Origin of the sequence: Pseudorhodobacter ferrugineus DSM 5888 (assembly GCF_000420745.1) — a bacterium.
In the GTDB taxonomy this organism is placed as follows: Bacteria; Pseudomonadota; Alphaproteobacteria; order Rhodobacterales; family Rhodobacteraceae; genus Pseudorhodobacter; species Pseudorhodobacter ferrugineus.
This window is the reverse complement of sequence record NZ_ATVN01000002.1, coordinates 142,765-164,265: the sequence shown is the minus strand read 5'-3', so window position 1 is coordinate 164,265 and position 21,501 is coordinate 142,765. Positions and strand designations below refer to the sequence as shown.

The following is a 21,501-nucleotide window of genomic DNA, read 5'->3' as shown; positions in this document are numbered from 1 at the left end:
CCGGGGCCAAAGATTGGCCCCGGTTTCAGTGTGTTTTCAGATGCTTACTGGCAAGCGTAGGAAACGCCGTTCGCCTCATCAATCTGGCGGATGACGGCCCAGTTGTCCTTAAACGTGATCGGAATAAATGATTCCTCACCCGATTTGGAAAACTCGGTCTGCAAGGTCGTGCCTTCCCAATCGAAATTGTAGAACGCATTCTTGATCTTTTCCTGCAATTCCGGCGTCAGGTTATAGGCCGTGCCAAACCCTGTGGTCGGAAAAGTTTGCGAGGTATACAGCACCTTGAACTGATCGGCCTTAACCACATCGCGGTCAATCATTCGGGTTTTCACCGAATTGGCGATTGCTGCGGCGTCATAGTCTTTGTTCGCCACACCAAGAATCGAATTGTCGTGCTTGCCCGAAAACACAGGCTCAAAATCCGTACCTGCAACCATGCCAAATTCCGCCTTCAGCAGTGCCGAAGGGGCCTTGAAGCCTGAGTTGGATGTCTCGGACGTAAAGGCCATTTTGCGGCCCTTGATGCCTGCGACATCGTCAATCCCCGAACCAGGATAGGTGATAATCTCCATCTCATAGCCAAAGCTACCATCCTTGGCGGCCATGATCGTAAAGGGGCGAAAGCCCGCACACGCCACGGCCAAGGGGTTGGAGCCTGTGTTAAAGCCCGCGATATGCAGACGGCCCGCACGCATTGCTTCAATCTGGGCGGCGTTGTTACCAACTGGGAAAAACTGCACCTTTTTGCCGGTTTCCTTTTCCATATGGGTCAGGAAATCGGACCAAGCGGTCGCATAAACCGCCGGATCTTCGACAGGGGTATAGGCAAAAATCAGGGTGTCAGGGTCGACCAACTGCGCCGGATCGGTTGGAATATCGGCAATCATATCGCCGTCTGCATCGGTATAGCGGCTGTCGAGCGTAAACTCCGCCTGCGCCGCAGTGGCACACAAAACCACGGCCGCAGCCGAAAGCATAAAATGTTTCATAATGTCTTCTCCCTTGTTTCTGTCGGACACAGTTTTTTCCCTATGTCGGTCACGTCATTTTTTTTGCGACAGGTTTATAACAAGTTTAAGACTGGGCGATAAAAGACCACCCCGTCAACTGCTTTGACTAACTGATTGAATTTTAAACAAACGCAGAAATCTGCGCGCGACTATTCAGCGAAAAACACCTGTGTGGGCACGTATCCGGCCAAGCGAGCCGTGGCGCACCACTCGGCCTCGGCACCATACGCGCCGACAAGAATCGTCTCATCACTGGCAAAACCGCTCAGCGCTTGCTGTAACGCGAGCCTTTGAACGCGAAACGGCGCGAAAGCCGCTGGCGCTGCGCTTGCGCCGTCCAAAGGTGCGGCGCGCAGCATGTCACAAGGTTGCAAAGGTTGCGTGGCAAGTCCTTGGCGCCAAGCCTCTGTTTGCATAAGCTTTTCGATTTTCTTAGCGGCAAATTCCAACTGCCCTTTGCGCAATTCCAAAGCGTTGGACGAAAACAAAACCGCCACGATATCGCGCCCCGTTGTGGCCCGAATGCCGGCATAGGTGCGGTAATCCAGCCCCAATTCACCCGCCCGTTTCAACCGCCCCCGCAGCACCTCAATCGGCAGATGTGGCAACAGCGCCTTGCGGGCAGCGCCCCAGCAATGGGTCCGCCAAGCGCCCCCAGCGTCCATCGTCGGGCCGTTATTATGCCCAATCATCATTGTTATTCCCGCGACCAATCGCGCAACCGCGCCACATAGCGGGCCATTGTATCAATTTCCAAATTCACACGGTCGCCCAGCGCCACCTCACCCCAAGTGGTCGCGACTTGGGTATGGGGAATGAAATTGATCCCAAAATCAGTCCCGTCCACCTCATTCACCGTCAGCGATGTGCCGTTCAGCGCAACCGACCCCTTGGGGGCTATAAAACCCGCCAAAGCATGCGGTGCGCGAAAGGTCACGCGTGTGCTGTCGCCTTCGCGGCGCAGACCCACCACCTCGGCCAGCCCATCGACATGGCCTGACACAATATGCCCGCCCAATTCATCACCCACCTTCAACGCCCGTTCAAGGTTAAGCCGTTTGCCCAAAGCCCAGCGACTGATATTGGTCTTACTGACCGATTCCGCGCTGATTTGTACGTCAAACCAGTTTTGCGGCGCCGCACCCAAGGCGATAACCGTCAAACACACCCCGTCACAGGCAATCGACGCCCCAATGTCTATGCCCGCAACATCATAGCTGGTGCCTATACGGGCCCGCAAATCGCCCTTTTGCTCCAACTCCAACACGCGGCCAATGTCTGTAACGATACCCGTAAACATGCGCATTCCCCTTTTTTGGTCGCCAAAGGCCTAGCCGCGCCGCACGCGCCTTGCAAGCGACCAGCATCGGCACACTGCCATATTTTAGCCAGCCTTTAGCGTCATAAGAAACCTAGCAGATGATTTCCCCTTTACCAAAGGCGCAAAATGCACTGCAAAGGCCAAAAAGGGTTGTGATGCGCGTATCTGGTGAAAATCGTCGGTTTTTATTGCTGCAAGGCCCGCATGGCCCGTTCTTTGGGCAATTGGGCGCAATGTTGGGGCAATCGGGCGCGCAGGTCTGGCGTGTAGGCTTTAACCGCGGCGACCGTGCGTTTTGGCCCAATCCGGCCAATTACATCCCCTACAAAGGCACCGCCGAGGAATGGCCCGCCACCTTTTCCGCCTTGATCGACACAATGCAGATCACGGATATCGTGCTTTATGGCGATACGCGCCCGATCCATGCCTATGCGGTCCATATCGCCAAAAAAGCAGGCATTTGTGTGCATGTGTTTGAAGAGGGTTACATGCGCCCGCATTGGGTGACGTATGAACGCGGCGGGTCCAATGGCAACTCGCGCCTGATGGACCTGACACTGGCCCAAATGCAAACCGACCTTGCCCATTGTGATATGGATCTGCCCGATGCCCCGGCCCGATGGGGCGACATGCGCCAGCACATGACATGGGGCGCGCTTTACCATTGGTTCGTGATGACCGGCTTTTGGGATTACCGCACCTATCGCCCCCACCGCGCGCTGACCGTGGGGCAAGAGTTCATGCTCTATTGCAAACGCCTGCTTCTGCTCCCCTTTCACCGCTGGGAACGGATGCTGGCCAGCTTTCGCATCAAACATGGTGGTTTTCCCTACCATCTTGTGCTTTTGCAACTAGAACATGACAGCAGCTTTCAAATGCACTCGCCCTTTTCCACAATGACCGAATTTCTGGCACTTGTGATGGACGGTTTTGCCAAAGGTGCCGCGCCCCATCACCACCTCGTGTTCAAGGCGCACCCGCTGGAAGATGGTCGTGTTCCCGTAGCCCGTGAAATCCAGCGTCTGGCGAAATTGCATGGCGTAACAGGCCGCGTGCATTTCGTGCGGGGGGGCAAATTGGCCGCCCTTTTGAACCACGCGCGGTCTGCCGTGACCGTGAACTCGACCGCTGCCCAGCAGGTTCTGTGGCGCGGCTTGCCGCTAAAAGTGTTCGGCGCCGCAGTCTATGCCAAGCCGGAATTTGTGTCTTCTCAGCCACTCGACGCGTTTTTTTCGCATCCTACCCGCCCTGACAGCCGCGCTTACCGCGATTATCGGCACTACCTGCTGGAAACCAGCCAAGTGCCCGGCGGCTTCTACTCCTCGCGTGGCAGACGCGAGCTCCTACGACAGGTAGTAGATATGATGCTTTTACCCGACGATCCCTACGACGCCCTAACCAAAGGAAGCGCGGCACCACGGCAACAGTTGCGCGTCGTAAACTGATAAAGGTCCGGAAAGCTGGAATTTTCTGACATGCGCATATAGCGTTGTAAAAAAATTCTGAGGCAATATCCAAAAAAGGAGCCCGGGCAGTGAAACTATCGGTATCAAAAGGGGCCAAAGGCTTGGCCCTTGTTATTCTTGTTGGGGCATTGGCAGCCTGCGGCTTGCCGCGATCTGGTCCTAACAAAAAAGAAATCTTCGCAGGCTCGGTTCTCAAAGAAGGTGACGCATATATCGTCTCGGTGAACAGCCGCGTGACGCGCGCAACTTCGGTGACCCCTGCACTGGGCTTTGGGTCCAACTTCCGCAACGCGGGCGTTGTAGGCTCTGACACCATTTCTCCTGGCGATACATTGGCATTGACCGTGTTTGAAAACGTCAAGGATGATCCGCTTTTAGGCAATACGGGGCAACGTGTCTCGGCACTAGAACAAGTGCAAGTCGATGGATCCGGCTTTATCTTTGTGCCCTATGCAGGGCGCATCAAGGCCGCAGGCCAAACCCCTGACGGCCTGCGCCGCGCCATCACCCGCAAACTTGATACACAGACCCCTGACCCACAAGTCAGCGTGCAGCGTGTCGCAGGTGACGGCTCTACCGTGTCGGTTTCGGGGGCGGTTTCCGGCCAAGGCGTCTATCCAATTGAACGCCCGACCCGTACTTTGACGGCTATGATCGCACGGGCTGGCGGCGTGGCAATTGAACCCGCCGTTGCAATTGTGCGTGTAACACGTGGTAGTAAAACCGGAAAAATCTGGCTAGAAGACCTATATGCAAACCCGTCGCTGGACATCGCTTTGCGCGGCGGTGACCGGATTGTAGTGGAAAATGACACACGCGCCTTTGTCGCTTTGGGTGCGACGGGCGCTCAAAACCGCGTGCCATTTGAAACGCAAAATCTGTCCGCGATTGAGGCGATTGCGCAGGTTGGCGGCCTTAACAGCACCTTGGCCGATCCGACCGGCGTTTTCGTGTTCCGCAACGAACCTGCGGAAATCGCAAATTCCGTCTTGGGGCGCTCGGATCTGACGGGGGATCAGCGCTTTGTCTATGTGCTGGACTTGACCCAACCAACGGGCATGTTTGAGGCCCGCGATTTCTTGATCCGCGATGGCGATACGGTTTACGTGACCGAAGCACCGTTCGTTCAATGGCAAAGAACCATTTCGGCCGTGACAGGTACAGCCGGTGCCGCGACATCGCTGTCCTCGGCCGCCACGACCGAATAACGGTTACATGACCGAACAGGTCCAAACTCTTCAAGCCGCCGGGGCACACCCTCGGCGGCTTTTCTATTACAACGCGGGCTTTCTGCGCGGCCGCCGTTTGCGCCGCATTCTACGGCTTGCGGGCTTTGACCTTACGCTAGGCGTGCCCTCGGCTGGTGATTCCGTCGTCGTTTGGGGGCGCAGCCCCTTCGCGTGGCGCGGTGAAACGGTGGCACGGCGGCGTGGTGCCAACCTGCTTCGCATTGAGGACGCGTTCTTGCGGTCCGTCCGGCCAGGTCGCGCAGGTGATGCCCCGCTCGGCTTGCTGATTGACCCGACAGGCATCCATTTTGATGCGGGCAGCCCATCGCTTTTGGAAACCCTGTTGGAAACCTCTGATCTGGATGGTTCAACCCTTTTGGCCCGCGCCTCCGCTGGTATCGCGCGGCTCACGGCGCTGAATTTGTCTAAATACAACATGCACCAAACGGGGCTTGCCGCGCCCGCGCCCGGCTATGTCTTGGTGATTGACCAGACCAAAGGCGATGCGTCCGTGCGCTATAGTGGTGCTGGTCCCGATGTTTTTGACCGGATGCTTGTCTCTGCCAAGGCTGAACATCCCGGCAAACGCATCATCGTCAAATCCCACCCTGAAACCACCTTGAACCTGCGCGCCGGTCATTTCGGCGCAGGCGAAGGTTATGCGTTGCTGACCGATCCCGTGTCGCCTTGGGCCCTTTTGGAAAACGCTGCCGCCGTTTACACCGTATCGTCGCAACTGGGGTTCGAGGCGATTTTGGCAGGCCACCGCCCCCGAGTTTTTGGCCTGCCCTTTTACGCAGGCTGGGGCTTGTCCGACGATGATTTACCAGCACCCCGTCGCACCCGCACGCGCACCCCTGAACAGCTTTTCGCCGCTGCAATGATTCTTGCCCCTACTTGGTATGACCCTTGCCGTGACCAATTGTGCAGCTTTGAACAGGCCGTGGATCAGCTTGAGGCGGAAACCCGCGCCTACCGCGAGGATTATGCGGGACATATCGCGCTTGGCATGCGGCTGTGGAAACGCGGGCGGTTGCAAAAGGTCTTTGGCCGCTACGCACCGCTGCGCTTTGCAAGCACCGCCGCGCAGGTCGAGGGCAAGTCAGCAGGCAAAGGCCTGCTGGTTTGGGCAGGCAAAGAGGCGCAGGTGCTTTCTGCTCCGTTCGAACATTCCGGCCCCATCCGACGGGTAGAGGATGGCTTTCTTCGCTCGCGCGGGCTTGGCGCAGATCTTATTCCGCCGCTCAGCCTTGTGACCGATGATCTTGGGATCTACTATGACCCGACCCGCGAAAGTCGCCTCGAACAGCTTATCCTTAGTCCTGCCCCGCCCGGCGGCCTTGAAAGAACCTGCGCCTTGGTTGCGGCAATCATTCAGAGCCGTTTGTCAAAATACAATCTCGGCGGCGCGGCGCTGCCCGACTTGCCCGCAGGCCATCGCATTCTGATCCCCGGTCAGGTCGAGGATGACGCCTCGATCAAACTCGGCGCGGGCGATGTGCGCACCAATCTTGGCCTGATCCGCGCCGTGCGAGCCGCCAATCCCGATGCCATACTGATTTACAAACCCCACCCCGATGTCGAGGTGGGGCTGAGGCCAGGCAGAATTGACTCTGCAACCCTCGCCCCGTTGGTCCAGCACGTCGCGATCCATGCTGACCCCATCGCGTTGCTCGACGCAGTTGATGCCGTGTGGACCATGACATCGCTATTGGGGTTCGAGGCGCTGCTTCGCGGCAAGGCCGTTACCTGCCTTGGCGCGCCGTTTTATTCAGGCTGGGGCCTGACCCACGATTTGGGCCCAATTCCCCAACGCCGCCTCAAACGCCCGGATGACACGCCGCAAATCCGCCCAACGCTCACCGACCTCGCCTATGCGACGCTGATCGCCTATCCGCGCTACTTCGATCCGATCAGCGCCCTGCCTTGCCCGCCCGAGGTAGTGCTGGACCGCTTGCGTGATGGCACGGTCCCGCAGGCTTCGCTTGCCAACCGCCTGCTTGCAAAACTGCAAGGCCAACTCGCAAGCTATGCCGGTTTGTGGCGCTGACAGAGATCAGTAAATATAGCGGATCTGGTCTGCCCAATACCGTTCCATCCGCTTCAGCGATTGGTTGATATCTTCCATGCCAGTCGCATCAATAATTCCGCGTTTTTCAAAGCCTTCGGTATGGCGTGCGAACAGATCATTCAGCAATGTGCGCACATTGCGTCCCTTTTCCGTCAGCCGCACCCGCACGGACCGGCGGTCAATTTCAGACCGCTGATGGTGCATATAGCCCAGTTCCACAAGCTTTTTCAGGTTATAGCTGACGTTGGATCCTTGATAATAGCCACGCGATTTCAACTCGCCCGCCGTTACCTCATTCTCGCCGATATTGAACAGCAGCAGCGCCTGAACCGAGTTGATCTCTAGCACGCCCACACGCTCAAACTCATCCTTGACCACATCCAGCAGCAATCTGTGCAGCCGTTCGACCAGCGCAAGGCTTTCCAGATAACTGGCCATAAGTGCCTTGTGCGAGCCATCGAGTAGGTTTGTATGTACTGTCATTGTCGTCTCCGCCCCAAGAATTGATAGGGACAGAATCAGCACAAAACACAAACATTCCGTAAACTCACGGCAGTTTCGTCACGAATTTGTCAAAATAAGCTGTGCGGGGGTCAGGCTTGCAACCGCGCACGGGCGAAAGCCCCGATCTCGGCAATCAGCTCGTCATAGGCAGGGGGCGGTGCGACCTGGCCCAAAACCCAAGGCAACAGCTCTTGATCATTTTCCCATAGCAGCTGATCGTAAAGATCAAGTGTCTGCGGGCCCATCCCGGCCAGATGCAGATCACCAAAGGGACCAAGAATCATATCCATTTCCTTGGTGCCACGCCGCCAAGACCGCATTGCCATGCGCTTCAACCGCGCCTCTGCTGTTTCGCTCATACTGTGGTCTCTCGCATCAATGCCCGCATCCTCTTTTCCAGATGCCCCATATCTTGAGACAACGCCAGCATTTGTGCGCGCATCCGCGACATTTCGGCAAGAGCCTTCAGCAGATCACCGCTGCCCGCCTCAACTGGGCTTTCGATTCCGTCACCTTCGCCGGTCAGCAGCCAGCGCATGGATACGTTCAACATGCCAGAAACCATCTGCAACTTGTTGGCACGCGGCTCGGAATGATCGTTTTCCCAATTCTGGATAGTCACCAGCTTAACGCCCAAACGCCGCGCCAGCGCCTCTTGGGTCAGATTTGCCGCCTCGCGCGCGCCGGCCAAACGGTCGCCAAAGGTTGCGGCTTCAGCGCTGTACCAATCAGACATGTCCATATCGGTCATTCCATCACTCCTTTGGGATTCTTAGTACTTGATCGCACTTGCAGCGCACCCTAAGACAAACTGCCGCAAAGTTCAAACCGGGGGCCCCGGCGGCAAATCGCCCCCAATGATCCGGAGCCGCCAATGGCCTTTCTGTCCGATACCCTTGCCCGCGTAAAACCGTCACCCACCATTGCAGTGACCACCAAAGCGAATGAGCTGAAAGCCGCAGGCAAGGATGTGATTGGCCTTGGCGCAGGCGAGCCGGATTTTGACACGCCCCAAAACATCAAAGACGCGGCCAAGGCGGCGATTGATGCGGGCAAAACCAAATACACCGCGGTCGATGGTATCCCTGAATTGAAAAAGGCGATCTGCGCCAAATTCGCGCGCGAAAACGGCCTGACCTATCAACCGAGCCAAGTGACGGTCGGCACGGGCGGCAAGCAGATTTTGTATAATGCCTTGATGGCAACCTGCAATCCCGGTGATGAAGTCATCATCCCTGCGCCTTATTGGGTGTCTTACCCTGACATGGTGTTGCTTGCGGGTGGCACCCCCGTTTGCATCGCCGCAGGCATTGAAACCCAGTTCAAACTGCAACCCGCCCAGCTTGAGGCGGCGATCACGCCAAAAACCAAATGGTTCATCTTCAACTCGCCCTCCAACCCAACCGGCGCTGGCTATACCCGCGCGGAATTGAAGGCGCTGACCGATGTTCTAATGCGCCACCCGCATGTTTGGGTGATGACCGATGATATGTATGAACACCTCGTGTTCGACGATTTCGAATTCTGCACCCCTGCGCAGGTTGAGCCCGGCCTTTACGACCGCACATTGACCTGTAACGGCGTGTCCAAAGCCTATGCCATGACCGGCTGGCGCATTGGCTATGCCGCGGGCCCTGTTGCTTTGATCAAGGCGATGGGTACGATCCAGTCGCAATCCACCTCGAACCCTTCCTCGGTCAGCCAGTACGCGGCGTTGGAGGGGTTGAACGGCCCGCAAGAGTTCCTCGCCGAAAACCGCGCCCTGTTCCAACGCCGCCGCGACCTTGTGGTCGGCATGCTGAACCAGGCCAAAGGTGTGACCTGCCCCAACCCCGAAGGCGCGTTTTATGTTTATCCCGACATCGCGGGCTGCATCGGAAAAACCAGCGCGGGCGGGACCAAAATCACGAATGACGAGGTGTTTGCCACCGCTTTGCTGGAAGAAACAGGGGTCGCCGTGGTGTTCGGGGCGGCCTTTGGCCTATCGCCAAACTTCCGCGTCAGCTACGCTACATCCGACGCAGCGTTGAAAGAGGCCTGCACTCGCATTCAAACGTTCTGCGCAGGCTTGGTTTAACGGGGGCATTATGGCGGGCGATCTGCCGGATTATTACTTCAGGATCCGCGAAAATGGCGCGTTGGTGTTTCGGGTTGATACCGAGAATCGCCAACGCCGCATTGAAATGGACCAGATCGCCACCATCAACATCCGTAACGGCGAGGTAAAGCCGCATGGCGACCGCGCCTTGACCGCCGAAGATCTGGCCGAAATCCAAGGCTGGATCGCGCACCGGTCCCACCAATTGGCCGAGCGCGAGGTAGACGACATCTTACGCGCCGTCGACCATATGAACCTGACGGCCCAATGGGTGCAAACCCGCGCTAATGAAGAACAATTAGACCAGGTCACAGACACCTTGCTGCTGGCAATGCATGATCTGCGCACCGTTCTTGTCCGCAAAAAGGCTGATCGCCTGATGAAAGCGGCTGGCGGCGAAGAGTGAGCGGCGTGCCCGCAAATATTCTACGCATGTCACGCCGAAATCGCATCTTCGTTCGAATATTCCCCTGCCATTCCCAAAAACAGAGCAATATTCTATCGCAGCTCTCTCTGACACGCTGCATCCATTGGTGTCTGCTTACATCTAACAACAAAGACAGGTTGAAGCGGGCCCAAAAACAATGTCAAATCAGCAAAATTTCCAATCGGGGTGACGATGATGTTGAATGCAGAAGTGGCCAAGCGGCGGGACGAGGCGATTTCGCGTGGTGTGGGTATGATGACCCAGATCTACGCCGACCGCGCCCTGAACGCCGAGGTCTGGGATATCGAAGGCAACCGCTATATCGACTTTGCCGCAGGCATCGCCGTGGTCAACACAGGCCATTGCCACCCCAAAGTGATGGCGGCCGTCACCGAACAGCTGGGCCGTTTTACCCACACCTGCCATCAGGTGATGCCCTATGAACCCTATGTGCGCTTGGCCGAACGCCTGAACGAACTGGTCCCCGGCGATTTCCCGAAAAAGACGATCTTTGTCACCACGGGCGCGGAATCTGTTGAAAATGCGATTAAAATTGCCCGCATTGCGACCAATCGTCCCGCAATCATCGCCTTTGGCGGCGCGTTCCACGGCCGTACCTTCATGGGCATGTCCCTGACGGGCAAGGTTGAACCCTATAAAAAGGGCTTTGGCGCGATGATGCCCGATGTCTATCACGTCCCCTTCCCGCAAGATGTCCACGGCATTTCAACCGCCGATGCAATGTCATCGCTGAACAAACTGTTCAAATCCGACCTCGACCCAGACCGCGTGGCTGCCATCATCTTTGAACCTGTCCAAGGCGAAGGCGGCTTTTACCCTGCGCCGCCGGATCTGCTACGCAGCTTGCGGGCGTTCTGCAATGAACATGGCATCCTGATGATCGCGGATGAAGTGCAGACAGGTTTTGCCCGCACCGGCACGATGTTTGCAATGCATGGATATGACGTGGCCGCCGATATGACCTGCATGGCCAAAGGCTTGGCTGGTGGCTTGCCACTTGCTGCTGTAACTGGTCGCGCCGATCTGATGGACGCCGCCCGCCCCGGTGGGCTTGGTGGCACCTATGCCGGCAACCCGCTTGGCATTGCAGCGGCCAATGCCGTGCTTGATGTGATCGAGGAAGAACAACTTTGTGACCGCGCCAATGAACTGGGCAGCCGTCTGCGCCAAAAGCTGGAGGCGATCCGGTCCATCACGCCCGAGGTAATTGATATCCGCGGCCCCGGCTTTATGGTCGCGGTCGAATTCGGCAATCCCAACACACATGAACCAGACGCCGATTTCACCAACCGCGTGCGGTTGGAGGCGTTGAAGCGCAATCTGATTTTGCTGACCTGTGGTGTCTACGGCAACGTCATCCGCTTCCTCGCGCCGATCACCATTCCCGATGACCATTTTGCCGAAGCAATGGATATCCTCGAAGCCTCTGTCGCCGCAGCCCGCAAGGCATGAAGCAATAAAGCACTGATACAGAAAGGGGCTGAAAGGCCCCTTTTTTCTCATCCCCCCCCACGCGGGCAGAAAAAAACCGCATCGAACGGGAACCTTTTGATCAGCGCCAGCGTTTCCTCCTCGAAATCACATAATGCGAGGATAAAATGACAAAGCTGCTATACGTTCTTCCCCTTGCCGCGCTCGCACTTTCTGGGTGCCAAACCGGTAATCAAAACGCTGCGGCCGGTGCCGTTGCTGGTGGCGTTCTCGGTGCTGCTGTCTCTGACAGCGACAACCGTCTTGCAGGGGCCGCTTTGGGAGCCGCCGCAGGCGTTGCCGCATCGACCTTGATCGGTACAGCCCCCCGTCCAAACCAATGCTACTACCGCAACAGCCGTGGCGAACGTTTCATCGCCGCCTGCTAAGTGCGCCTGACGATTAAGTCCTGTTGTTCCCTCTCGACACATTTCCCCGTGTCCCACTTGGCCGGATCCTCTCAAATCGGGGCGATCCGGCCTTTTTTATGCTTGCTTGACAGCGCGGCGCGAACCCGCTAAAAGCGCGCAACGCGTTCCTTTATTTGCGAGCCTATGCCAGATAGCCCCCCCTTTGCCGATATCGACGGCCCTGTGCTGGTGAATGCAGGCTATGCCGTTGCTAGCCGGCCCATTCTGTCGGGATTGGATTTGCATTTGGTTGAACGCCGCATCGGCATTATCGGACGCAACGGGTCGGGCAAGTCTACATTCCTGCGGCTGGTGGCGGGGTTGATTGCCCCCACAACAGGCACTGTGCGGCTGGGCAGCCATGTGCCTGCAAGCGACCGCAAGGCCATGCTGTCGCGCATCGGGATCTTGTTTCAAAACCCCGACCATCAGATCATCTTTCCAACTGTCGCCGAGGAACTGGCCTTTGGCCTGCGCCAACAAGGCATGGACAAAGTGGCCTCTGCCCAAGCCGTTACAGACCTTTTGGCCCGTCACGGTCGCAGCCACTGGGAGGACCATTCTGTCACCGCCCTTTCGCAAGGCCAGCGGCATTTCCTGTGCCTTTTGGCCGTTCTTGCGATGCAGCCGCAAACGATCTTGCTGGACGAACCCTTTGCAGGTCTTGATTTGCCAACCCAGGCCCGTCTAGCACGCGAATTGGCGGCTTTGCCGCAGCGCCTGATTTTGATCACCCATGATCCAAAGACATTGGCTGGCTATGATCGTGTGATCTGGATTGAAGGAGGGCGCGTGCGGGCCGATGGGCACGCGGGGCCGATTGTTGAGGCGTTCACGGCCGAGATGGCCCGATTGGGGGGCACTGATGCTGACACTGACCTCACCAACTGAAACGCCCTTGCACAAGCTGGGTGCGGGGCCGAAACTGGCGGCCCTTGCGGGGCTGAGCGTTGTCATCTTCAGCTTGCAGAACCTTTGGTTCATCTTGGGTGCGGGCGCGTTGGTGTGCGGTGTCTATCTTGCTTTTGGACTGACCTTCGCCCGCTATGGTGCCGCCATGCTGCGCCCGCTTTGGCCGTTTTTGGCGATCTTGGTGCTGTGGCATGCTTGGACCAGCGACTGGGCGCTTGGGGCGGCGATTGGTGGTAAGATGATGGTCGCGGTGGCGCTGGCAAATCTGGTCACTATGACCACGCGGCTGGATGATATGATTGGCGTGGTCGAACGGCTCGCCGTCCCTTTGGCACGGTTCGGGGTTAAGCCGCGGGTGTTGGCGGTGGCGGTGGCTTTGGTGATCCGGTTCACCCCGGTTTTGATGGACAAGGCGGGGCAGTTGGGGCAGGCATGGCGGGCAAGATCGGCACGGCGGGTGAACTGGCGGATTGTGCTGCCAATCAGTTTGATGGCGCTGGATGATGCCGACCGCGTGGCCGAGGCTATTCGGGCGCGGGGCGGGTTATAACAGGAATGGAACGGAACTGATGGAAAAAAATGTAACCTATATCGCGCTGTTTGCGGCCTTGATCGCGGTGCTGGGTTTGGTGCCACAAATCAGCCTTGCCAGCGGGGTGCCGATCACGGCGCAAAGTTTGGGTGTGATGCTGTGTGGGACGGTTTTGGGGGCGAAACGCGGGTTTCTTGCCGCGCTTTTGTTTGTTGGATTGGTTGCCCTTGGCCTGCCCTTGCTCAGCGGCGGGCGTGGTGGGTTGGGGGTGTTTTCCAGCCCGACTGTTGGCTTTGTGATCGGCTTTCCAATCGCGGCTTTTGTGGCAGGATTGATCGTCGAAAAGACCCGCGCGGCGATTGGGGTCGCGGCCTTTGGCGGCGCTTTGATTGGTGGGGTTTTGGTGCTGTATCTGTTCGGAATCACCGGCATGGCGCTGGTTCTGGGCAAAGGCTGGGTTGCGGCATCTTTGCTGGTTGGGGCCTATATTCCCGGCGATTTGATCAAGGCAGGGATGGCCGGATTCATCACCCAAGGGCTGGCAAAACTGCGGCCCGAGGCGGTTTTATCGCGGGGCTGAAACAGCGCGATTTAAGCGATTTGTCCGCGCGTGTTCGCGCGCGGACATTTTCGCAAACCACTGATTCTAATATATTTTGCTGTTTTTGTTAACCAAATTTTAACGCGGACGCAGGGCAACGCCTTGCCACAAGCAAGGGGAAAGGGACACGCCAGCATGATTGCCTATGTCACTGTCGGCGCCGATGATATTGCCCGCGCGAAACGGTTTTATACGGCCTTTCTGCCCGCGCTTGGCTATGGGCTGACCGAAGGGGCCGAGGGGCTTAGTTTTGCGGTGCCAGTTGCGGTTGGCCAGCGCGCCGTTTCGCCTGATTTCTATGTGAAACCGACGTTTGACGGGCATCCCGCCTCATCCGGCAATGGCGCGATGGTGGCCTTTGAGGCTGGCAGCCAAAACGAGGTCCGCAGGCTGCACACCGCCGCAGTGGCCGCAGGCGGGTTGGATGAGGGAAAACCCGGCTTTCGCGCAGCGTATGGGCCGCAGTTTTACGTGGGTTATTTGCGCGACCCAACGGGCAACAAGATTGCGTTGTTTTCGAGTGATCCGAATGAGCCGGGGCGGGACGGATAGGGAGGAGTCGGGGGTGAACCCCGACCTACGAATTTTATGACCGATACAAAATGGAGCGGCGCGATGTGGAACCAGCGATATGACCGGACGGATTATCTGTTTGGCACCGAACCTGCACAGTTTTTGCTGGACCAGCGCCAGCATCTGACTGCCGGACAATCGGCCTTGGTGGTTGCCGATGGCGAAGGGCGCAATTCGGTTTGGTTGGCGCAGCAGGGCTTGCACGTCACGGCGATGGATGCGGCGGAAAACGGGTTGGCCAAGGCGCGTGCGCTGGCTGACAGCCGCAACGTTAGCCTGACCTTACAGCTGGCAGATTTGCGGGCGTGGGACTGGCAGGAGGCGGCGTTTGACGTGGTGGTCGCGGTGTTTATCCAATTTGCCGAACCTGAATTTCGTGCGGCGATTTTTGAGGGGATGAAGCGGACGGTGAAACCGGGCGGCCTTATCTTGCTGCACGGGTTTACGCCTGCGCAAATGCACTACACATCTGGCGGGCCGCGGATTGAGGCGCATCTGTATACCCCAGAAATGTTGGCAGGGGCGTTTGACGATTTTGAGATTTTGCGGCTGGAGGCGTACGAGGCAGATCTAACAGAGGGACCGGGGCATCACGGGGCAGCGGCCTTGATAGATTTGGTGGCGCGCAGACCCGTATAGGGCCGCACATAGAAAAACGGCGGGCCATGACAGCCCGGCGTTTCAACAGATCACTGGTTACAAAACCACGGGCGCTTCAGTGAAAGCGCTTGATCTCACCCGAACGCAGACGGGTCAGGTAGCTGTTCAATTCCCGCTTTACGATTGGCATCAGGAAGTAGAGCGCGGTGATATTCACCACGGCCATCGCAAAGATTGCCGCATCCGAAAAGTCGATGACGGGGCCAAGATTGGCCGAGGCACCGATGACGATGAACAGGCAGAACAGGATCTTGAACGACAGTTCCTGATTTTTGCCTTCGCCGAACATATAGGTCCATGCCTTTAGCCCGTAGTAGGACCAAGACAGCATGGTGGAAAAGGCGAACAGCAACACGGCAACCATCAGCACATATGGGAACCATGAGAAGGCCGATGCAAAGGCTGCCGAGGTCAGGCCAACGCCAGAGGAGCCGTCGAGGGTGACGATGCGGCCCGCCTCATTCAGGATATAGTCGCCGGTTGTTGGATCAATCATCAACTGACCTGTGATGATGATCACCAGCGCCGTCATGGTGCAGATGACGACCGTGTCGATGAAGGGTTCCAAAAGCGATACGAAACCTTCGGTGATGGGTTCCTTGGTGCGCACTGCCGAGTGGGCGATGGCGGCGGAACCAACGCCAGCCTCGTTTGAAAAGGCCGCGCGTTTGAAGCCTTGGATCAACGCGCCAACCACGCCGCCCGCCACGCCTGCGCCGGTAAAGGCACCGTCGATGATTTGGCCAAAAGCCGGGCCGATGTGTTGGACGTTCATCAGCAGGATGACCAAAGCTGTGCCAACGTACAGGATGCCCATGAAGGGGACGACCTTTTCGGTGACTTGGGCGATGGATTTCAGACCGCCGACGATGACCGCAAACACGATGCCCGCAAAGACAACGCCTGTGATCCAGCCAGGATATGCACCAAAGACACCTGCGAGTTGTTCATGCGCTTGGTTGGCTTGAAACATATTGCCGCCGCCCAATGCGCCCAAGACGCAGAAGATGGAGAACAGAATGGCAAGGAATTTGCCACCCGGCAGGCCGCGTTCGGCAAAGCCTTTGGTCATGTAATACATCGGGCCACCGGACACGGTGCCATTGGCGAATTCGTTGCGGTATTTCACACCCAAGGTACATTCGGTGAATTTCGACGCCATGCCCAAAAGGCCTGCGAGGATCATCCAGAAGGTTGCCCCTGCACCGCCGATGCCAACGGCCACGGCCACGCCTGCGATGTTGCCAAGACCCACGGTGCCCGAAAGGGCTGTCGCAAGCGCTTGGAAATGGGAAACTTCGCCGGCATCATTCGGGTCGGAGTATTTGCCCGACACGATTTGCAGCGAATGGCGGATCACGCGGAACTGGATAAAGCCGAAATAGAGGGTGAACAGGCTGGCCGCGATGACAAGCCATGCCACGATCCACGGAAAACCGGTGCCGGGGATCGGGGCAAAGATAAAGTTGACGAACCAGCCGGTCGAGCTGGCAAAGACAGCGTTGACGGTTTCGTCGATGGATTGGGCACTTGCGCTGGATGCAGCAGCCAGTGCCGCCAGCGTGGTGGCCACGCGGGGTATGATTTTCATTCTACTCTCCCTGTAGGATTACTTATGGAACGATGGTGCAAGGCACTGGCGAGACTTGGGCCAAGGTGCCCGCGACCGAGCCGAAGACCCGTGTCATCACGCCCGAATTGCCGGTACGCCCCGAGATGATTTCGACCGCATTGGCGGTTGTTGCCGCGTCGATCAGCGTGTCAATGACATGGCCGTATTTGACCGCTGTTTCAATTTTCACGCCTTTGTCTTTGTATTTGGCGATGATCGGGCCGATGATCGCGGCATCGGCGCGGGCCAGTTCCTCTTTGCGGCGCACATGGCGTTCGGCGATTTCATCGGGGGTCAGGAAGCTGTAGGGCGACCATTCCAAGACATGAACAACGAGCAGGTCGCCGCCGATTTGCTTGGCCCTTGCATGGGCAAAATCAAGCGCGCGGGCGGATGCATCCGAGCCATCACAGGCCACGACGATTGTGTCAGGCATTTTTCTCTCCCTCTTTTGGTCTGGCCGGTTTGGCCGGTTTTGTGGGGGCGCGTGGTGCCGCCCCTACGACTTAAATATGCGCGGCATCTGGTCGCAGGTGGTCCTTTATCTGGCGGGGACATCGAAGAAAAACAGGATTTATTCGACATTTTACGCCATTATGCGAAGAATTACTATAAAGAGTGCTTTATGGCGCAACTTTCCACCAATTAGCGGCAGGCATACAGTGAGTCTTTCCCTTTGCGGTGGGGCTACGTGTTTTCGGCAAGGCCCATAGGTAGCGAATTTCCGCCTTTCGGCCTGCCTGCGACATAATGCGCCATTTCAGAAAGGAATATCGACCGAATTTGTGGATTGAAACGATTATTATAACCTCATTTTCACATGCTTTAGGTCTATTCGGCCAATCTGATGCAGGGACACCCCATTTCGCCCTGCAGGCAGTGCCGCATGGGCGGCGCGGGCTGCCCCCCCTTGGCATCCGGTCGGGCCGCGCGTATAGGCTTTGGCCGGACACGAATGGAGCCACGGCATGCAAGGCAGCGCGAACCTCAACCTGATGAAGAAGGCAGCCCGCAAAGTTGGGCGGGCGTTGGTCAAGGATTTCCGCGAGGTGGAAAACCTTCAGGTTTCCGCCAAGGGGCCCGGAGATTTTGTGACGCGCGCCGACCGCGAGGCGGAAAAAGTGCTGCGCGAGGAATTGCTGGGCGGGCGCCCAACCTATGGATTTTTGGGCGAAGAGAGTGCCGAAACCGAAGGGTCCGACCCGACACGCCGCTGGATTGTGGACCCGCTGGACGGGACCACAAACTTTTTGCACGGTTTGCCGCATTGGGCTGTATCAATCGCGCTGGAGCATAAGGGCGAGATTATTGCCGGTGTGATCTTTGACGCGGCCAAGGACGAGATGTTCTGGGCCGAAAAAGGCGGCGGCGCCTGGATGAACGAAAGCCGCTTGCGCGTGTCAGGGCGTGGCCGGATGATTGAGAGCATTTTTGCCACGGCTATTCCGTTTGGTGGCAAAGGCACTTTGCCCGCGACGCTGCAAGATTTGGCGCGTTTGTCGCCGGTCACGGCGGGCGTGCGCAGCTGGGGATCGGCTGCGCTGAACATGGCCTATGTCGCCGCAGGGCGGTTTGACGGTTATTGGGCGCGCGGTGTGCAGCCTTGGGACATCGCGGCAGGCATCGTTTTGGTGCGTGAAGCGGGCGGTCAGGTTTCGGGTATTCGCGAGGGCGACGAGCCTTTGGAAAAAGGGTCTATTGTTTGCGCCAATACGCCGCTGTTTGACGGGTTCCGCAAGGTTATTCGCGGGGAATGATCTTGCTGCGGCGGGCCCTTTGCGCCGCTGGCGGGTTTTGAGTATTTGAGCAAAGATGAAATCTGCGGTGTAATTAGGCCTTGCGAGGAGCGGCTGGATGGACGGGTTTCGCTGGCATTCTGAGGCAAGGGTTTTTGGAAGTGAGGGCGTAGCGCTGCTGCGCCCTTTTGACGTTTTGGGGGTATGTGCGGACAGGCCTGTGGCGGCGGCACTGGAGGCAGCGTTTGGCGCGGGGCCGTTTCGGATTGGCGCGGTAGAGGCCCCTGCCCCATTGGCGGGGTTTGAGACTCTAACGTCAGGCAGTACGGGGGTGCCGCGCCGGATTGCGCGGGATGTTTTGTCGTGGCAGCGCAGTTTTGCAGTGAATGCGGGTTTGTTCGGTATTGGGCCGGGGGTGGGTGTCGCCGTGTTAGGGCGGTTGGTGCAATCCTTGTCGCTGTATGGTGCGGTCGAGGGATTGAGCCTTGGGGCGGATGTTCATGTGTTGGACGGGATGCGGCCGGACCGGCAGCGCGCGGCTTTGGCGGTGCGGCGCGTGCAGGTTTTATGGGCGTCGCCGCCGCAGGTGCAGTTGTTGGTTGAGGCGGGCGGTGCGGACTTGCCCGACTTGCGGTTTGTGCTGGTGGGCGGGGCCAAGCTGGATGCAGGTTTGCGCGCGGGGCTGGCCGCGCTGTGCCCTGCCGCCGTGGTGCGCGAGTTTTACGGGGCGGCAGAGGCGAGCTTTATCACTTTGGCCGATGATGCCACGCCTGCGCATGCTGTGGGGCGCGCCTATCCCGGGGTTGAGATCGGGATTGGCGGGCCGTTTGGCACAGAGGCCGAGGGGCGGGTTTGGGTGCGCAGCCCATATCTGTTCGCGGGCTATGCCGGCGCCGATGCGGGTGTGGCCGAATGGCGGGATGGCTGGTTGGGGCTGGGCGAGGTTGGCCGGATAGAGGCCGGCCAATTGGTGCTGCGGGGCCGTATTGACCGGATGGTGACAGTGGCGGGGCAAAACGCCTATCCTGAAGCGATGGAGCTGTTTTTATTGGGCCTGAGGGGTGTGGCACGGGCGGCAGTGGTGCCGCGCGCAGACGCATTGCGCGGGCAAGTCTTGGAGGCAGTTGTGATGGGATCTGGCGCTGCGGATGTGCTGGGGGCGTTGCGGGCACAGTTTGGGCCGCTGATTGCACCGAAGCGGGTGCATTGGCGCGAGGATTGGCCGGTTTTGCCATCGGGCAAGGTGGATTTGGCGGCGATTGCGCAGGGGACTGCATGAGCGGAGCGTTTATTATTGCCGCGCGGCGGACGGCGGTGATGCCTGCGGGCGGGGCCTTTGCGGGGCTGGAGGTGCACGCGTTGGCGGCGCCCGTGATGCTGGCCTGTTTGGCGGATGCGGGGATTGATGCGGCCCAGGTCGATGAGGTGATTTTATCCAACGCTTTAGGCGCGGGCGGCAACCCTGCGCGGGTGGCGGCCCTTGCGGCGGGATTGCCAGAGCATGTGGCGGGGCTGAGTATTGACCGGCAATGTGCGGGTGGTTTGGACGCGGTGATTTTGGCGCGCGCGCTGGTAGAAAGCGGCGCGGCGCAAGTGGTGTTGGCGGGTGGGGCGGAAAGCTATTCCCGCCGCCCGTTGCGGTTGCGGACGGACCCTGCGGGCGGGGCGGCGGTGGCCTATGATGCGCCGCCGTTTACGCCTTGGCGTGACAGGGACCCCGACATGCACATGGCGGCGGCGGCGTTGGCGGATCGGTTGGGGATTACGCGGGCCGCGCAGGATGCCTTTGCCGTGGCATCGCACGCGCGGGCGCGGGCGGCGGTGCATCGCGAGATTGTAGGAATTGAGGGCGTGCTGCGGGACGGGTTCACGCGGGGCCTGACGCCTGCGGTGGCGGCGCGGGCGCGCGCGATTGTGGGAACTGTCACCCCGGCCAATGCGGCAGTGGCGGCCGATGGGGCTGCGTTTTGCCTTGTGGTATCGGCGCAGGTCGCCGCACGGGCCACAAGGGCCATGCGGATTATTGCGGGGGCCACCCTTGGGGCCAACCCACAAGAACCCGGGCTTGCCCCTTTAGGGGCGATTGCCCGGGTTCTTTCCCCCCCGTTGGTATTGGACCGGTCCGAGATTATGGAGGCTTATGCGGTGCAAGCGATGGCCTGCATTCAAGGCGCAGGGTTGGACCCCGCGCGGGTTAATATTGGCGGGGGCGCTTTGGCGCGCGGGCATCCGGTGGGGGCATCGGGTGCTGTACTGGTGGCGCGGCTGTTTGCCGATCTGCAGCGCGGTCACGGGTTGTGTGCAATTGCGGCGGCAGGGGGGATCGGGTCGGCCTTGGTGTTAGAGGCTTAAACCCCCGCCTCCTTCACCGATTCCATCGCCACATGGGTGGAAGTTGACGCCACATGCGGCAGCGCCGAAATCCGTTCGCCCAAGACGCGGCGGTAATCTTGGATATCGCCTGTGCGCACCTTGAGCAGATAGTCAAAACGGCTGGCCATCATGTGGCATTGTTCCACCTCGGGGATCGCCAGCACCGCCTTGTTGAAGGCTTGCAACGCCGCCTCGCGGGTGTCTGACAGCCGCACCTCGACAAAGGCCACATGGGCCTGACCCATTTTGATCGGGTCAAGTTGGGCGCGGTAGGCGGTGATAACACCGGTTTCTTCCAGCCGCTTCATCCGCGCTTGGGTGGGCGATTTGGACAGGCCGATGCGGCGCGCCAGTTCGGTCGCGGAAATGCGCCCTTCGGTGGCCAGCACCCGCAAAATCGCTTGATCAAAGCGGTCCAGATCAAATGGTTCTGACGACATGCGGTTTTCCCCCTGCAATCGGCCAAAACGAC

24 protein-coding genes are annotated in these 21,501 nt (G+C 58.6%); 15 read left to right on the top strand and 9 right to left on the bottom strand.

The window, feature by feature from the left end; all coding sequences use genetic code 11:
- Window positions 1-44: 44 nt before the first annotated feature.
- From phnD to G560_RS0102540, 3 genes are all read right to left on the bottom strand, one after another.
- Window positions 45-992, bottom strand: coding sequence for a phosphate/phosphite/phosphonate ABC transporter substrate-binding protein (phnD, locus tag G560_RS0102550; protein WP_022702747.1), 948 nt, complete (start codon window positions 990-992; stop codon window positions 45-47).
- Between the two features lie 170 nt (window positions 993-1,162).
- Window positions 1,163-1,708 carry a hypothetical protein gene (locus G560_RS0102545; RefSeq protein WP_050525196.1) on the bottom strand — a complete coding sequence of 182 codons (546 nt, stop codon included), beginning with the start codon at window positions 1,706-1,708 and terminating at the stop codon, window positions 1,163-1,165.
- Window positions 1,709-1,710: 2 nt separating this feature from the next.
- Window positions 1,711-2,313 (bottom strand): riboflavin synthase, encoded by a 603-nt coding sequence (locus tag G560_RS0102540; protein WP_028913636.1) that lies wholly within the window; start codon window positions 2,311-2,313, stop codon window positions 1,711-1,713.
- A 176-nt stretch (window positions 2,314-2,489) separates the two neighbouring features.
- Here G560_RS0102540 and G560_RS0102535 point away from each other — a divergent pair, with 176 nt between their 5' ends.
- The 3 genes from G560_RS0102535 to G560_RS0102525 all read left to right on the top strand — a co-directional run bounded on the left by G560_RS0102535 (window position 2,490) and on the right by G560_RS0102525 (window position 7,079).
- On the top strand, window positions 2,490-3,779 hold the full coding sequence (locus G560_RS0102535) for a capsule biosynthesis protein (protein ID WP_022702744.1): 1,290 nt from the start codon (window positions 2,490-2,492) through the stop codon (window positions 3,777-3,779).
- Between the two features lie 89 nt (window positions 3,780-3,868).
- Window positions 3,869-5,008 (top strand): polysaccharide biosynthesis/export family protein, encoded by a 1,140-nt coding sequence (locus G560_RS0102530; RefSeq protein WP_022702743.1) that lies wholly within the window; start codon window positions 3,869-3,871, stop codon window positions 5,006-5,008.
- A 7-nt stretch (window positions 5,009-5,015) separates the two neighbouring features.
- Window positions 5,016-7,079 (top strand): capsular polysaccharide biosynthesis protein, encoded by a 2,064-nt coding sequence (locus G560_RS0102525; RefSeq protein ID WP_022702742.1) that lies wholly within the window; start codon window positions 5,016-5,018, stop codon window positions 7,077-7,079.
- A 6-nt stretch (window positions 7,080-7,085) separates the two neighbouring features.
- On the opposite strand, the gene G560_RS0102520 is transcribed toward G560_RS0102525, so the two are convergent.
- The 3 genes from G560_RS0102520 to G560_RS0102510 form a co-directional block, all read right to left on the bottom strand.
- A complete protein-coding gene (locus tag G560_RS0102520) occupies window positions 7,086-7,583 on the bottom strand; it encodes a MarR family winged helix-turn-helix transcriptional regulator (RefSeq protein WP_028913635.1) in 498 nt (165 codons plus the stop codon).
- 110 nt (window positions 7,584-7,693) lie between these two features.
- Entirely contained in the window at window positions 7,694-7,963 is a 270-nt protein-coding gene (locus G560_RS0102515; RefSeq protein WP_022702740.1) for an FAD assembly factor SdhE, read from the bottom strand.
- On the bottom strand, window positions 7,960-8,355 hold the full coding sequence (locus G560_RS0102510) for a helix-turn-helix domain-containing protein (protein WP_022702739.1): 396 nt from the start codon (window positions 8,353-8,355) through the stop codon (window positions 7,960-7,962). Before G560_RS0102510 ends, G560_RS0102515 begins: the two co-directional genes overlap by 4 nt.
- Window positions 8,356-8,478: 123 nt before the next feature.
- On the opposite strand from G560_RS0102510, the gene G560_RS0102505 reads away from it, so the two are divergent.
- The 9 genes from G560_RS0102505 to G560_RS0102465 all read left to right on the top strand — a co-directional run bounded on the left by G560_RS0102505 (window position 8,479) and on the right by G560_RS0102465 (window position 15,287).
- On the top strand, window positions 8,479-9,681 hold the full coding sequence (locus G560_RS0102505) for a pyridoxal phosphate-dependent aminotransferase (protein ID WP_022702738.1): 1,203 nt from the start codon (window positions 8,479-8,481) through the stop codon (window positions 9,679-9,681).
- Between the two features lie 10 nt (window positions 9,682-9,691).
- Window positions 9,692-10,108 carry a hypothetical protein gene (locus G560_RS0102500; protein ID WP_022702737.1) on the top strand — a complete coding sequence of 139 codons (417 nt, stop codon included), beginning with the start codon at window positions 9,692-9,694 and terminating at the stop codon, window positions 10,106-10,108.
- A gap of 216 nt (window positions 10,109-10,324) precedes the next feature.
- Window positions 10,325-11,602 (top strand): 4-aminobutyrate--2-oxoglutarate transaminase, encoded by a 1,278-nt coding sequence (locus G560_RS0102495; RefSeq protein WP_028913634.1) that lies wholly within the window; start codon window positions 10,325-10,327, stop codon window positions 11,600-11,602.
- A gap of 146 nt (window positions 11,603-11,748) precedes the next feature.
- Window positions 11,749-12,009 (top strand): glycine zipper 2TM domain-containing protein, encoded by a 261-nt coding sequence (locus G560_RS0102490; RefSeq protein ID WP_022702735.1) that lies wholly within the window; start codon window positions 11,749-11,751, stop codon window positions 12,007-12,009.
- Window positions 12,010-12,174: 165 nt separating this feature from the next.
- Window positions 12,175-12,921 (top strand): energy-coupling factor ABC transporter ATP-binding protein, encoded by a 747-nt coding sequence (locus G560_RS0102485; protein ID WP_022702734.1) that lies wholly within the window; start codon window positions 12,175-12,177, stop codon window positions 12,919-12,921.
- Window positions 12,896-13,492 carry an energy-coupling factor transporter transmembrane component T family protein gene (locus G560_RS0102480; RefSeq protein ID WP_022702733.1) on the top strand — a complete coding sequence of 199 codons (597 nt, stop codon included), beginning with the start codon at window positions 12,896-12,898 and terminating at the stop codon, window positions 13,490-13,492. Before G560_RS0102485 ends, G560_RS0102480 begins: the two co-directional genes overlap by 26 nt.
- A 19-nt stretch (window positions 13,493-13,511) precedes the next feature.
- Window positions 13,512-14,054: a biotin transporter BioY gene (locus G560_RS0102475; RefSeq protein WP_022702732.1), complete on the top strand. Its 543-nt coding sequence runs from the start codon at window positions 13,512-13,514 to the stop codon at window positions 14,052-14,054.
- Between the two features lie 156 nt (window positions 14,055-14,210).
- The gene (locus G560_RS0102470; protein ID WP_022702731.1) at window positions 14,211-14,627 is read left to right on the top strand and encodes a VOC family protein; all 417 of its coding nucleotides are present in this window, start codon (window positions 14,211-14,213) and stop codon (window positions 14,625-14,627) included.
- A gap of 36 nt (window positions 14,628-14,663) precedes the next feature.
- Window positions 14,664-15,287: a class I SAM-dependent methyltransferase gene (locus G560_RS0102465; RefSeq protein ID WP_231575864.1), complete on the top strand. Its 624-nt coding sequence runs from the start codon at window positions 14,664-14,666 to the stop codon at window positions 15,285-15,287.
- A 76-nt stretch (window positions 15,288-15,363) separates the two neighbouring features.
- Here the strand turns inward: G560_RS0102465 and G560_RS0102460 are convergent, their stop codons facing one another.
- Window positions 15,364-16,899 (bottom strand): alanine/glycine:cation symporter family protein, encoded by a 1,536-nt coding sequence (locus G560_RS0102460; protein ID WP_022702729.1) that lies wholly within the window; start codon window positions 16,897-16,899, stop codon window positions 15,364-15,366.
- A 22-nt stretch (window positions 16,900-16,921) separates the two neighbouring features.
- Window positions 16,922-17,356 (bottom strand): universal stress protein, encoded by a 435-nt coding sequence (locus G560_RS0102455; protein WP_022702728.1) that lies wholly within the window; start codon window positions 17,354-17,356, stop codon window positions 16,922-16,924.
- A gap of 532 nt (window positions 17,357-17,888) precedes the next feature.
- Between G560_RS0102455 and G560_RS0102450 the strand changes: the two genes are divergently transcribed.
- The 3 genes from G560_RS0102450 to G560_RS0102440 all read left to right on the top strand — a co-directional run bounded on the left by G560_RS0102450 (window position 17,889) and on the right by G560_RS0102440 (window position 21,008).
- Entirely contained in the window at window positions 17,889-18,677 is a 789-nt protein-coding gene (locus G560_RS0102450) for an inositol monophosphatase family protein (protein ID WP_022702727.1), read from the top strand.
- Window positions 18,678-18,774: 97 nt separating this feature from the next.
- Window positions 18,775-19,935: an AMP-binding protein gene (locus G560_RS18330; protein WP_022702726.1), complete on the top strand. Its 1,161-nt coding sequence runs from the start codon at window positions 18,775-18,777 to the stop codon at window positions 19,933-19,935.
- Complete coding sequence (locus G560_RS0102440) at window positions 19,932-21,008, top strand: thiolase family protein (RefSeq protein ID WP_022702725.1); 1,077 nt, start codon at window positions 19,932-19,934, stop codon at window positions 21,006-21,008. Before G560_RS18330 ends, G560_RS0102440 begins: the two co-directional genes overlap by 4 nt.
- Here G560_RS0102440 and G560_RS0102435 read toward each other — a convergent pair.
- Window positions 21,005-21,469, bottom strand: a complete 465-nt coding sequence (locus G560_RS0102435; protein WP_022702724.1) for an Lrp/AsnC family transcriptional regulator — start codon at window positions 21,467-21,469, stop codon at window positions 21,005-21,007. The genes G560_RS0102440 and G560_RS0102435 overlap by 4 nt on opposite strands.
- Window positions 21,470-21,501 lie beyond the last annotated feature (32 nt).

Bases quoted from the DNA above. Each gene is read 5' to 3' on its own strand.
- phnD (WP_022702747.1), bottom strand. From the start codon at position 992: ATGAAACATTTTATGCTTTCGGCTGCGGCCGTGGTTTTGTGTGCCACT.
- G560_RS0102545 (WP_050525196.1), bottom strand. From the start codon at position 1,708: ATGATGATTGGGCATAATAACGGCCCGACGATGGACGCTGGGGGCGCT.
- G560_RS0102540 (WP_028913636.1), bottom strand. From the start codon at position 2,313: ATGTTTACGGGTATCGTTACAGACATTGGCCGCGTGTTGGAGTTGGAG.
- G560_RS0102535 (WP_022702744.1), top strand. From the start codon at position 2,490: ATGCGCGTATCTGGTGAAAATCGTCGGTTTTTATTGCTGCAAGGCCCG.
- G560_RS0102525 (WP_022702742.1), top strand. From the start codon at position 5,016: ATGACCGAACAGGTCCAAACTCTTCAAGCCGCCGGGGCACACCCTCGG.
- G560_RS0102520 (WP_028913635.1), bottom strand. From the start codon at position 7,583: ATGACAGTACATACAAACCTACTCGATGGCTCGCACAAGGCACTTATG.
- G560_RS0102515 (WP_022702740.1), bottom strand. From the start codon at position 7,963: ATGAGCGAAACAGCAGAGGCGCGGTTGAAGCGCATGGCAATGCGGTCT.
- G560_RS0102510 (WP_022702739.1), bottom strand. From the start codon at position 8,355: ATGACCGATATGGACATGTCTGATTGGTACAGCGCTGAAGCCGCAACC.
- G560_RS0102505 (WP_022702738.1), top strand. From the start codon at position 8,479: ATGGCCTTTCTGTCCGATACCCTTGCCCGCGTAAAACCGTCACCCACC.
- G560_RS0102500 (WP_022702737.1), top strand. From the start codon at position 9,692: ATGGCGGGCGATCTGCCGGATTATTACTTCAGGATCCGCGAAAATGGC.
- G560_RS0102495 (WP_028913634.1), top strand. From the start codon at position 10,325: ATGTTGAATGCAGAAGTGGCCAAGCGGCGGGACGAGGCGATTTCGCGT.
- G560_RS0102490 (WP_022702735.1), top strand. From the start codon at position 11,749: ATGACAAAGCTGCTATACGTTCTTCCCCTTGCCGCGCTCGCACTTTCT.
- G560_RS0102485 (WP_022702734.1), top strand. From the start codon at position 12,175: ATGCCAGATAGCCCCCCCTTTGCCGATATCGACGGCCCTGTGCTGGTG.
- G560_RS0102480 (WP_022702733.1), top strand. From the start codon at position 12,896: ATGCTGACACTGACCTCACCAACTGAAACGCCCTTGCACAAGCTGGGT.
- G560_RS0102475 (WP_022702732.1), top strand. From the start codon at position 13,512: ATGGAAAAAAATGTAACCTATATCGCGCTGTTTGCGGCCTTGATCGCG.
- G560_RS0102470 (WP_022702731.1), top strand. From the start codon at position 14,211: ATGATTGCCTATGTCACTGTCGGCGCCGATGATATTGCCCGCGCGAAA.
- G560_RS0102465 (WP_231575864.1), top strand. From the start codon at position 14,664: ATGACCGATACAAAATGGAGCGGCGCGATGTGGAACCAGCGATATGAC.
- G560_RS0102460 (WP_022702729.1), bottom strand. From the start codon at position 16,899: ATGAAAATCATACCCCGCGTGGCCACCACGCTGGCGGCACTGGCTGCT.
- G560_RS0102455 (WP_022702728.1), bottom strand. From the start codon at position 17,356: ATGCCTGACACAATCGTCGTGGCCTGTGATGGCTCGGATGCATCCGCC.
- G560_RS0102450 (WP_022702727.1), top strand. From the start codon at position 17,889: ATGCAAGGCAGCGCGAACCTCAACCTGATGAAGAAGGCAGCCCGCAAA.
- G560_RS18330 (WP_022702726.1), top strand. From the start codon at position 18,775: ATGGACGGGTTTCGCTGGCATTCTGAGGCAAGGGTTTTTGGAAGTGAG.
- G560_RS0102440 (WP_022702725.1), top strand. From the start codon at position 19,932: ATGAGCGGAGCGTTTATTATTGCCGCGCGGCGGACGGCGGTGATGCCT.
- G560_RS0102435 (WP_022702724.1), bottom strand. From the start codon at position 21,469: ATGTCGTCAGAACCATTTGATCTGGACCGCTTTGATCAAGCGATTTTG.